Here is a 9,197-nt window from a genome sequence, read left to right on the forward strand (position 1 = left end):
AGGTCTATATTTAATGAATAACCATTCAGGAGGAAATCATGTGTCAAGAGTGTGGATGCTCCATAAACCATAAGCATGAACATAGCCATAGAGAAGAGATAAGCCTTTTCAAAAAGGTGCTTGAAAGGAATGACCTTCAGGCGGAGGAGAACAGAGAGCACTTTGAGGAACATGGTATATTTGCCATAAACCTTATGTCTTCACCGGGTGCGGGAAAAACCTCACTGCTTGAAAGGACTATTGAGTCCCTTTCAGACCTAAGAGTAGGAGTTATAGAAGGCGATTTGGAAACGGACAGAGATGCTCAGAGGATAAGGGCAAAGGGTGCACCTGCGGTGCAGATAAGCACGGGCTCTGCTTGCCATCTTGATGCCTTTATGGTGCATGAGGGAATACATAAACTTCCCTTAGCGGAGCTTGACATAGTCTTTATAGAAAACGTGGGAAATCTTGTCTGCCCTGCCAGCTATGACGTGGGAGCTCACATGAACGTGGTTCTTCTCTCTGTAGTAGAAGGCGATGACAAGCCGGAGAAGTATCCTGTAATGTTCAGAAGTGCACAGCTAATGGTGATAACGAAAACAGACCTCCTGCCATATGTGGACTTCAGCATAGAAAGAGCCATAAGGTCTGCCAGAAGGGTAAACCCTTCCATAGATATCCTAAGGCTATCTACAAAGACTGGAGAGGGTATGGAGGAGTGGCTTGAATATCTCCGATTTAAGGTAAAAGCTTTTAGAAAAAGTTTGGTATGAGAGTTTTCTGGCTTCAGAGGCTTACCTGTTGTGGAAATACACACTCTTTTTTGAACTATGAAAGCCTTCACACTCTCTCTAAGAGGCTTGAATTTCTTTATCATCCCAGCCTTTCTCTCAAAGCTCAAGAAGAGGCGGTTGAAGAGCTTATAAAGAGCGGTGAGGGTATTGATATACTCATAGTGGAGGGTGCGGTGAGAAACAATGAAGTAGAAACAAGAGAGCTGTGTAAAATTGCCAAATATGTGATAGCGGTTGGAAACTGTGCGGTTTATGGAAACATCCCAGCTCTTGCAGATGAAACTGTATGTGGTCTTTCTTATAGGTTTAAGGAAAGAAGAGGACTGCTGGATAAGGATTTTAAGTCAAGAAGTGGTATGCCGGTGATAAACCTCTCTGGCTGTCCAGCACATCCAGAATGGATAGTGGGAACCATGCTTATGCTTGTGGAGGGTATGGAGCCAGAGCTTGACCAGTGGGGTAGACCAAAAGTCTTTTATTCTTCTCTTACCCACTGGGGATGCACGAGGAACGAATACTTTGAATGGAAGGTGGAGGCGGAGGAGCTTGGCTCAAAAAGGGGATGTCTTTTTTATCACTTTGGCTGTAGAGGACCACTTAGCTACAGCTCTTGCAATACCATACTTTGGAACGGGGTTAGCTCAAAGACAAGAGCGGGGACACCCTGCTTTGGATGCACGGAGTATGACTTTCCGAGGTTAGGTCTTTGGGAGACAAAGCAGTATGCAGGCATTCCTGCGGAGCTTTCCATAGGTGTTTCAAGGAGAGGATACATAATGCTCTCTGGCATCGCCAAGATGTTTGCACCAGAGAGGTTAAAGGGTGAGGCTTGAAAACTTAGAACTTCCAAGGGTTGAGGGAGAAGCAAGGCTTGAGCTTTTTTGGAAGGATGGGCTTATAGAGGATGCGAAAATACGCATCAACTCCATGAGGGGAATAGAAAGGGTTCTTGTGTGAAGGCACTACATGGATGCACTCGTGATAACACCGAGGGTCTGTGGCATATGCGGTCATGCGCATCTTATAGCGTCAGTTAGAGCAATAGAGGAAGCCCTCGGTATAAAGCCAACGGAGAAGGCAAGACTTGTAAGAAACATAACACAAAGCCTTGAAGTTCTACAGAACCACGTGAAATGGTTTTACCTGTTTATGATGCCTGACTTTATTCTTTTGGAAGAAAGGCTCAGAGGTCTTTACGAGCCCTTTAGAGGTGAAAGATGGCACACAGCTATAAACATGGCTTCAAAAATAGCAAAGGGAATAGCTCTATTCTCTGGTCAGTGGCCCCATTCATCCTATGCAGTGCCCGGTGGCATAACCTCAGAACCCTCTGTAAAAGAGCTAACATCCCTTAGGCAGATACTTCTTGAGCTGAAGCACTTTTTCCTAAGCTATGTGGTAGGCATGGAAGAGGCTGAGTTTGTCAAGTGTTTAAAGGAAGGAAGCTGGCAGAAGTTCAATGGTGATGCTGGGCTTTTCCTTGAGCTTTGCCATAGGGAAGGTTTGCTCACCTTGGGAAGCTCTTACGACAGGCTTATAAGCGGTGGCGGTCTTTATGCCCCTTGTGGCTACTTTATGAAAAGGGTAGTGCATGGAAGGTTGAAGGTTGACCAGATTGAAGAGCTTAATGCACCCTCTTATTCGGGAGCTAAGCCTGTAAGGTACAAAGGCATGCCCTTTGAGACAGGACCCCTCGCAAGACAGCTTATGTCGGGAAACCTTATGGTAAAGAGTATGCACAAAGAGTTCAAAGATTCCTTTGCAGTGCGTGTGCTGGCAAGGGTTCTTGAAGTATGGAGTATAGTTGAAGTCATAGAGCTTTGGATAGAGAGGTTAAAGGAAGTGCTACAGGAGAAATCTACAAGCCTTGGAAGATTCCCCTCAAAGGCTACGGGTATAGGATACGGCATAGTGGAGGCGGCAAGAGGCACACTCATACACAGGCTTAGCGTAAGGAATGGAACTATACAAGATTACGCTATAATCACACCTTCCCAATGGAACCTTGGTCCAAGGTGTGAAAACTTTCTTGGTGTAGCGGAAAAGGCGATGGTTGGTTTAAAAAGTAAACTTCATGCCCAGATGGTGCTCAGGAGTTTTGACCTGTGTTCTGTATGCACAACCCACTGAGGTAAAACCATGAAGAGGATAAGACTTTCTGAAGGCGGTGGTGGTCAGGAAACTTGGAAGTTAATAAGGGAGCTTTTCTTGAAATACCTTGGAAATCCTATCCTCTCCGCCCTTGAGGACTCTTCTATTGTTAAGCTCTCTTCAAAGATAGCCTTCACCACGGACGCCTTTACCGTGAAGCCTCTCTTTTTCAGAGGTGGAGACATAGGAAAGTTGGCAGTTGCAGGCACCGTGAACGACCTTGCGGTAATGGGAGCAAAGCCCCTTTATATGTCCGTCTCCTTCATAATAGAAGAGGGATTCCCTTACGAAGAGCTGGAGAAGATAGTAAAAAGTATGGCAAAGACCGCAGAAGAGGTTGGAGTGCTCTTTGTGGCAGGTGATACAAAGGTTGTTCCCTCGGGTCAGGCGGATGGCGTCTTTATAAGCACTTCTGGAATTGGTGAGGTCATATACGAGGGTCTATCCTGTAGAAATGTAAAGGAAGGCGATGCCATAATAGTCTCTGGACCTATAGGAGACCATGGTGCCTGCGTGCTTGCCCAAAGGGAAGGCTTTGAATTTGGTGAAGACTTTGGAAGCGATTGCCAACCCCTTTGGGACTTGGTAGAGCATCTTCTAAAAAGCGGTGTAGAGGTTCACGCCATGAGAGACCCAACAAGAGGAGGACTATCTGCAGTTCTTCATGAATGGGCTCAATCTTCTATGGTTTCCTTTCTCGTAGAGGAAGAAAAAATTCCTATAAGACAGGAAGTGCTTGGTTTATGTGAGTTCTTGGGCTTAGAACCTTACCATCTTGCCTGTGAGGGAAGAGTTGTATTGGCGGTGAAGAGAGAAGATGCGGAGAAGGCTTTAGAGGTCCTAAAGGAACATCCAAAGGCAAAGGAAGCCAGCCTTATAGGCTATGCGGTCAAGCCAGAGGGCAGACCAGCGGTTGTCCTTAGAACCCCTTACGGAACAAAAAGGTTTTTAGAGCCACCTGCTGGCGAGCTACTTCCAAGGATTTGCTGATGCATGAGTTTTCCATAGTGCAGAGCCTCTTTGAGCTTATAGAAGAGCAGGTAGCTCTTCATGGGGCTAAGAGGGTTCTTAAGGTTGAGCTTCTTGTGGGTGTCCTCTCTGGCGTTGAGCCTCACCTTCTCCAGCTTGCCTTTGAAACCTTCAAAGAGGGAACACATGCTCAGGATGCGGAGCTTCACATACAGATAGAAAAGCTCAAGGTTTTCTGCTTTGACTGTATGGAGGAGTTTGAAAAGGAAGAGCTAAATGCTCTCTGTCCCAAGTGCGGTGGACTAAACACAGAAATTAGAGGAGGAAGAGACCTTTTGCTTAAGAGCCTTGAATTGGAAACTTAGTGCAAAGCTATAATTTATGTAATGGTGAAGTTTGAGCTCATAAAAAGGCTATGGCTGGACGCACTTTTTGATGAAAAAACCGCAAGGAGTTTACCTCAAGACAGCCAAGAGCTTGAAAAAGCACTATCTTGGTATTGGACTTTCAAAAGGGACTTTGAAATATACAACTTGCGGAACGCTTATCTGGAAGAGATTCTGAGGGTAAAAGAGCCTAAGCAAATCCCAAAAGAAGAACTCAATCAATACTATAGGGCTTTTGTGGAGAGGTTATGGTATGAGGGTCGTATAAGAAAGGCTGTTGGAAAAGTTATCTGAGAAAGGGATAAGGTGTAATCTAATAGCCATAGGAAGGAGTGCTTTAAGTTTCTATAAGGTAAACAAAGCAAAAAGCACTATGGATATTGATTTTGAGATAACGGAGTTTGAAGGAAAAATGGAGGAGCTTTAGGCTGTTCTTGACGAGCTTGGCATTAGGGTGGACTACGGTGAAGAAAGAGCTTATAATCTCAGTAATGACCCAAGAAGAGTTTCTTAAGAGTTATTTTTGGATGGAGAGAAAGGTTTCTGAGGATGAGCTTATTTACCCCTCTCCCTAAAAAGCCTATCAAAAGCCTCACCAGAAAGAATATCCTTTGCAGGTGGTGTTATTCTTAATAGCCATTCAACCATAGCCTTTGACTTAAAAGGGTCTCTTGGTCTTGTCCTTCTAAACTTGAGAGGATAGCCCATTTCAAGCCTCTTTAACTTTTCTTCGTAGTATCTTTGCCTTATGTCTTCAAGGCTTATGTCTATTTCCCTCATAAGGATATAATATAGCGTAAAGCTCCTCATAAACTCCAAGCTCTGTCGCCCTATTTTGAAGGTATTCTATATCAAGCTCTTCCAGATATTTCCTAATCAGAAATTCAGACATCCTACAATCCTCTTCGCTCTTCCAGAACTTACAAGCGGAGAGCCTATCAAGGATTAGGTCCTCCAAGCCTATAACATATATATCCCCTTCAAGCTCCTTTGTCCTAATCCTTCTGACCTTTTCATAACTTCCACTAAGCCTATAGTCAGGAACCTCTACAAAAAGTTCAAGCTCGTCAGATATAAAAAGCCTTCCATGCTCTCTGAAATAGCCAGTAGAAAGCAATATATCTCTAACCATTTCTCTATCTCCTACAAGGTCAATATCGCCAGACATGTAGTGCCCGTAGGTGTAGATTTCAACAGCACTACCGCCCACAAGAATAGGAGGACTTTTACCCCTTCTTCTAAATTCTTCAGACAACCAAGCGAGGAATAATAGATGTTTTTCAAGCTCAGTTTTTGCTTCTTTTATCTTCCTTAGTTCCATCAGCTTATATTTTAAATAGTGCTTGAAAGGCTTTGCGTAAGCATAAAAGGTGTGGTTCAAGGTGTAGGTTTTAGACCTTTTGTTTATAGACTTGCGAAGGAGCTTGGGCTTAGAGGCTTCGTGATAAACGATTCAAGGGGCGTATACATAGAGGTAGAGGGTGAAAGGAGAGTGCTTGAGGAATTTCTTATAAAGCTAAACAGAGAAAAGCCTATCCTTGCTCGCATACATTCTGTGGACTTTAGCTTTTTACAGCCTGCGGGATACTCAGACTTTGAAATAAAAGAGAGCTCAGATACAGGACAAAAGGAAGTTTTTGTGCTTCCAGATATGTCCACATGCGAAGACTGCCTTAAAGAGCTTTTTGACCCCTCTGATAGAAGATACCTCTATCCCTTTATAAACTGCACCAACTGCGGACCAAGGTTCACCATAATAGAGAGTTTGCCATACGATAGACCCAACACCACCATGAAACTTTTCAAAATGTGCCCTGAATGTGAAAGGGAATACCATGAACCTTCTAATAGACGCTTTCATGCTCAGCCTAACGCATGCCCAGAGTGCGGTCCATGGCTAAGCCTATACTCATCAAAGGGTAAGCTCATTGCGGAGAGGGACGAGGCTTTAACCTTGACGCTGGAGCTACTAAAAGACGGCAAGATAGTTGCGGTAAAGGGTGTGGGAGGGTTTCATCTCATGTGTGATGCCACAAAAGAAGAGGTAGTGAGTCTTCTCAGAGATAGGAAAAGAAGAAAAGAAAAGCCCTTTGCGGTTATGTTTAGAGACCTATCACAGCTCAAGGAATACGCGGAACCCTCTGAGCTTGAGCTCCTTCTTCTTACACTTCCAGAAAGACCCATAGTTTTGACAAAATACAAGGGAGGTCTTGCACCCTCTGTAGCACCAGGTCTAAAAAGGCTCGGAGCTTTTCTTCCCTACTCACCTTTGCATCATATTCTCTTGAGAGGTTTAGACTTTCCTCTCGTCGCCACTTCTGGAAACCTTTCAGAAGAGCCCATAGTTATAGATAATGAGGAGGCTCTAAGGAGTCTTTCAAAGCTCTCTGACTTTTTATTGCTCCACAACAGAGGCATAAAAAGAAGGTGCGATGATTCTGTGGTGAAGGTTATTGGTGGTGTTCCCACGCCTATAAGAAGGTCCAGAGGCTACGCACCTATGCCTGTTAGTTTACCCTTTTCTCTAAAAAGAAAGGTTCTTGCGGTAGGGGGTATGCTAAAAAACACCTTTGCCCTTGCCCTTGGTGATAGGGTGATAATCAGCCAGCATGTGGGAGATGTGGAAAATCTTGAAACCTTGAAAGCCTTTGAGGAGATGGTTTTTGACCTTATGAGGCTTTATGAGTTTGAGCCAGAGGTTGTTGTATGCGATATGCATCCAAGGTATGAAACTACAAGGTGGGCGGAGGGTTTTAGTGTAGAGAAGGCTCTGCCTCTTGTGAAAGTCCAGCACCACTTTGCACATATTCTCTCTTGTATGGCGGAGAACCAGCTAAGGGATAAGGTGCTTGGTATAGCTTGGGATGGGACGGGATACGGTGAAGATGGCACTCTCTGGGGTGGCGAGTTTTTAGAGTGTGATTATAGCTCCTACATGAGGCTTTTTCATTTCAGACCCTTTAGGCTCATAGGTGGAGAAAGGGCGGTAAAAGAACCAAGAAGGGTAGCTCTCTCCATACTTTTTGAACTTTTTCACGAAGAAGCTCTTGACCTTGAGCTCCCTACCCTTAGGTGCTTTGAGGAAAAAGAGCTTAAGAACCTTTACATAGCGTGGAAGAGGGGCATAAACTCACCCTATACGAGCTCCGTTGGTAGGCTTTTTGACGCAGTTGCATCCTTGCTTAACATAAGGCACACTTTGAGCTACGAAGGACAGGCGAGCATGATGCTTGAGGACTTGTATGACTACTCTGTGAAGGACGCTTATCCTTTTGAGTTAAAAGATGGCATCATAGACTGGAAGCCCATGTTCCTTGCTCTTATGGAGGAAAGAGAGTCTGTAAGAGCGGTTTCAAGGTTCATAAACACTTTGGCTCATATATGCCTTAGAGTAGCTCAGGAGGTCTCCTTGGAGAGGGTATGCCTTTCTGGTGGCGTTATGCAAAACGACCCTTTGGTAAGCAAGATAAAGGAACTTCTTGAAAGTGCGGGCTTTAGGGTTTATACCCATCAAAAGGTTCCACCTAACGATGGAGGTCTTAGTCTTGGTCAGGCGGTCTTTGGGGGTTTAGCGGAGGGACTATAGCTTCAATCCTTTCTTTTAAAACCCTAATTGACTCCTCTATATCTTCCCTTTGAGCTTTCGCAAGCTGTGGAAAGTGGCAAACCTCTATGGTTTCCAGTATGGGTTTGTTATCTCTGTCATAGAAAACGCCTATCCATATACCACTTATGCCCGTCTCTCTCCACTCCACAGGCTGGACCTTTGAAGAAAGACTTATCCTAACTTGACCCTCTCCAAGCACGTCAAGAAGCACCTCCCTGTCTTCCTCAGTGAGGGGCAGTTTGTTTATGTATATGATGTGCTCCTCACCCTTTTCATAAAGGTCTTTAAGAGCCTGAACCAGCTCCATTAGTATAGCGGGTGCGTTCATAAGCATGATAGAGCCTCCACATACTCACTCCATGCCCTTATGCCTTCAAGAACCCTCACTTCCTTACCTTCAGAAAAAAGCACCAAGGAAGGCAGTCTGTAGCTTCTGAGAATTTCCATGTTCTCATCTGCGTTTAGGGAGTAAAACTCAAGGCTACCAGCATAAACTCTTTCAAGCTCTGGAATAACCACATCCGTGTCAAAAACCTCTTTTATGGTGTTCTTTTTAGATTCAGACCTTACATAAAGGACAAAGGTCTTTCCAGAGGCTATAAGCTCCTTAAACTCCTGCAGGCTCAACTCTTTCATAGCTCACACCCCATCTTTCCAACTCTCTCAACACCGCAGATATAAGCTCCTCAAACCTTGACCTTACACTCTCAGAAAGTTCAAGGGAAATCTCTAAGCTCTCTGGCTCCATACCAAGGAGAACTATCTCTTTTGGAGCTTTTCCCAGCATCTGGGCTATGGCAAGCACTTCTTGAATGCCAAGCTCATGAGCGGAAACCTTTTTTCTAAAGTAAGCCTTTACCTCTTCACCCTCAAACCTATAAAGAGTGCCAGGAGGAGAGCCTCCCAGCACAGCATCCACCAGCAAAAGCCTATCAAAGCCCTCTATAAAGTAAAGGAGGTCTATACCAAGCGTTCCACCATCCATAAGCTCCACATTTGGAGAAAACCTGTAGCGTCTCCTTAGCTCCTCTACCAGTCTTACACCAAGCCCCTCGTCTGAGAGGAGCACGTTTCCCACACCCAGAAGGAGCACCCTCAAGTTACATCCTCCACATCCACGGGTGTTTCTTTGAAGTTTTTCATTCCGTTAAACATAGAGGAAACCTCTCCTTCCTTCTCAATGACGTCAAACCTTACCACCATGTATTAAAAACTAATCGCTAAAAGTATAGAAATTTATAGAAACACAAAGACCTCTTGACACTTATAGAGGTTGACATTAAAATCTTAACCAGCCATGCAAAATAG

The 9,197-nt window shown here is 44.5% G+C and carries 13 protein-coding genes; 8 read left to right on the forward strand and 5 right to left on the reverse strand.

Annotation, left to right across the window (positions count from 1 at the left end; all coding sequences use genetic code 11):
- Window positions 1-38: 38 nt before the first annotated feature.
- The 7 genes from hypB to WKI49_01945 are packed head-to-tail and all read left to right on the forward strand — an operon-like array spanning window position 39 to window position 4,576.
- Window positions 39-755, forward strand: coding sequence for a hydrogenase nickel incorporation protein HypB (gene hypB, locus WKI49_01915; protein MEJ7621259.1), 717 nt, complete (start codon window positions 39-41; stop codon window positions 753-755).
- Window positions 752-1,609, forward strand: a complete 858-nt coding sequence (locus tag WKI49_01920; GenBank protein ID MEJ7621260.1) for a Ni/Fe hydrogenase — start codon at window positions 752-754, stop codon at window positions 1,607-1,609. The genes hypB and WKI49_01920 overlap by 4 nt, the downstream gene beginning before the upstream one ends.
- Complete coding sequence (locus WKI49_01925; protein MEJ7621261.1) at window positions 1,599-1,733, forward strand: hypothetical protein; 135 nt, start codon at window positions 1,599-1,601, stop codon at window positions 1,731-1,733. The genes WKI49_01920 and WKI49_01925 overlap by 11 nt, the downstream gene beginning before the upstream one ends.
- Window positions 1,734-1,742: 9 nt before the next feature.
- Window positions 1,743-2,906 carry a nickel-dependent hydrogenase large subunit gene (locus tag WKI49_01930; GenBank protein MEJ7621262.1) on the forward strand — a complete coding sequence of 388 codons (1,164 nt, stop codon included), beginning with the start codon at window positions 1,743-1,745 and terminating at the stop codon, window positions 2,904-2,906.
- A gap of 9 nt (window positions 2,907-2,915) precedes the next feature.
- Window positions 2,916-3,917: a hydrogenase expression/formation protein HypE gene (gene hypE, locus WKI49_01935; GenBank protein ID MEJ7621263.1), complete on the forward strand. Its 1,002-nt coding sequence runs from the start codon at window positions 2,916-2,918 to the stop codon at window positions 3,915-3,917.
- Complete coding sequence (gene hypA / locus WKI49_01940) at window positions 3,917-4,261, forward strand: hydrogenase maturation nickel metallochaperone HypA (protein ID MEJ7621264.1); 345 nt, start codon at window positions 3,917-3,919, stop codon at window positions 4,259-4,261. Before hypE ends, hypA begins: the two co-directional genes overlap by 1 nt.
- A gap of 21 nt (window positions 4,262-4,282) precedes the next feature.
- Window positions 4,283-4,576, forward strand: a complete 294-nt coding sequence (locus WKI49_01945) for a hypothetical protein (protein ID MEJ7621265.1) — start codon at window positions 4,283-4,285, stop codon at window positions 4,574-4,576.
- 261 nt (window positions 4,577-4,837) lie between these two features.
- Here the strand turns inward: WKI49_01945 and WKI49_01950 are convergent, their stop codons facing one another.
- Together WKI49_01950 and WKI49_01955 are read right to left on the reverse strand one after the other, a co-directional pair.
- Window positions 4,838-5,062, reverse strand: coding sequence for a hypothetical protein (locus WKI49_01950; protein ID MEJ7621266.1), 225 nt, complete (start codon window positions 5,060-5,062; stop codon window positions 4,838-4,840).
- Entirely contained in the window at window positions 5,037-5,603 is a 567-nt protein-coding gene (locus WKI49_01955; GenBank protein ID MEJ7621267.1) for a hypothetical protein, read from the reverse strand. The genes WKI49_01950 and WKI49_01955 overlap by 26 nt, the downstream gene beginning before the upstream one ends.
- 18 nt (window positions 5,604-5,621) lie before the next feature.
- Between WKI49_01955 and hypF the strand changes: the two genes are divergently transcribed.
- A complete protein-coding gene (gene hypF, locus WKI49_01960) occupies window positions 5,622-7,868 on the forward strand; it encodes a carbamoyltransferase HypF (protein MEJ7621268.1) in 2,247 nt (748 codons plus the stop codon).
- Here the strand turns inward: hypF and WKI49_01965 are convergent.
- The 3 genes from WKI49_01965 to WKI49_01975 are packed head-to-tail and all read right to left on the reverse strand — an operon-like array spanning window position 7,822 to window position 8,982.
- Window positions 7,822-8,223 carry a hydrogenase expression/formation protein gene (locus WKI49_01965; GenBank protein ID MEJ7621269.1) on the reverse strand — a complete coding sequence of 134 codons (402 nt, stop codon included), beginning with the start codon at window positions 8,221-8,223 and terminating at the stop codon, window positions 7,822-7,824. The two genes, hypF and WKI49_01965, sit on opposite strands and share 47 nt — an antisense overlap.
- Window positions 8,214-8,525 carry a thioredoxin gene (locus tag WKI49_01970; protein ID MEJ7621270.1) on the reverse strand — a complete coding sequence of 104 codons (312 nt, stop codon included), beginning with the start codon at window positions 8,523-8,525 and terminating at the stop codon, window positions 8,214-8,216. Before WKI49_01970 ends, WKI49_01965 begins: the two co-directional genes overlap by 10 nt.
- A complete protein-coding gene (locus tag WKI49_01975) occupies window positions 8,497-8,982 on the reverse strand; it encodes a HyaD/HybD family hydrogenase maturation endopeptidase (GenBank protein MEJ7621271.1) in 486 nt (161 codons plus the stop codon). The genes WKI49_01970 and WKI49_01975 overlap by 29 nt, the downstream gene beginning before the upstream one ends.
- Window positions 8,983-9,197: the final 215 nt, after the last annotated feature.

The organism is Aquificaceae bacterium, assembly GCA_037722135.1.
GTDB lineage: Bacteria > Aquificota > Aquificia > Aquificales > Aquificaceae > Pampinifervens > Pampinifervens sericum.

Bases quoted from the DNA above. Each gene is read 5' to 3' on its own strand.
- hypB (MEJ7621259.1), top strand. From the start codon at position 39: ATGTGTCAAGAGTGTGGATGCTCCATAAACCATAAGCATGAACATAGC.
- WKI49_01920 (MEJ7621260.1), top strand. From the start codon at position 752: ATGAGAGTTTTCTGGCTTCAGAGGCTTACCTGTTGTGGAAATACACAC.
- WKI49_01930 (MEJ7621262.1), top strand. From the start codon at position 1,743: ATGGATGCACTCGTGATAACACCGAGGGTCTGTGGCATATGCGGTCAT.
- hypE (MEJ7621263.1), top strand. From the start codon at position 2,916: ATGAAGAGGATAAGACTTTCTGAAGGCGGTGGTGGTCAGGAAACTTGG.
- hypA (MEJ7621264.1), top strand. From the start codon at position 3,917: ATGCATGAGTTTTCCATAGTGCAGAGCCTCTTTGAGCTTATAGAAGAG.
- WKI49_01945 (MEJ7621265.1), top strand. From the start codon at position 4,283: ATGGTGAAGTTTGAGCTCATAAAAAGGCTATGGCTGGACGCACTTTTT.
- WKI49_01950 (MEJ7621266.1), bottom strand. From the start codon at position 5,062: ATGAGGGAAATAGACATAAGCCTTGAAGACATAAGGCAAAGATACTAC.
- WKI49_01955 (MEJ7621267.1), bottom strand. From the start codon at position 5,603: ATGGAACTAAGGAAGATAAAAGAAGCAAAAACTGAGCTTGAAAAACAT.
- WKI49_01965 (MEJ7621269.1), bottom strand. From the start codon at position 8,223: ATGCTTATGAACGCACCCGCTATACTAATGGAGCTGGTTCAGGCTCTT.
- WKI49_01970 (MEJ7621270.1), bottom strand. From the start codon at position 8,525: ATGAAAGAGTTGAGCCTGCAGGAGTTTAAGGAGCTTATAGCCTCTGGA.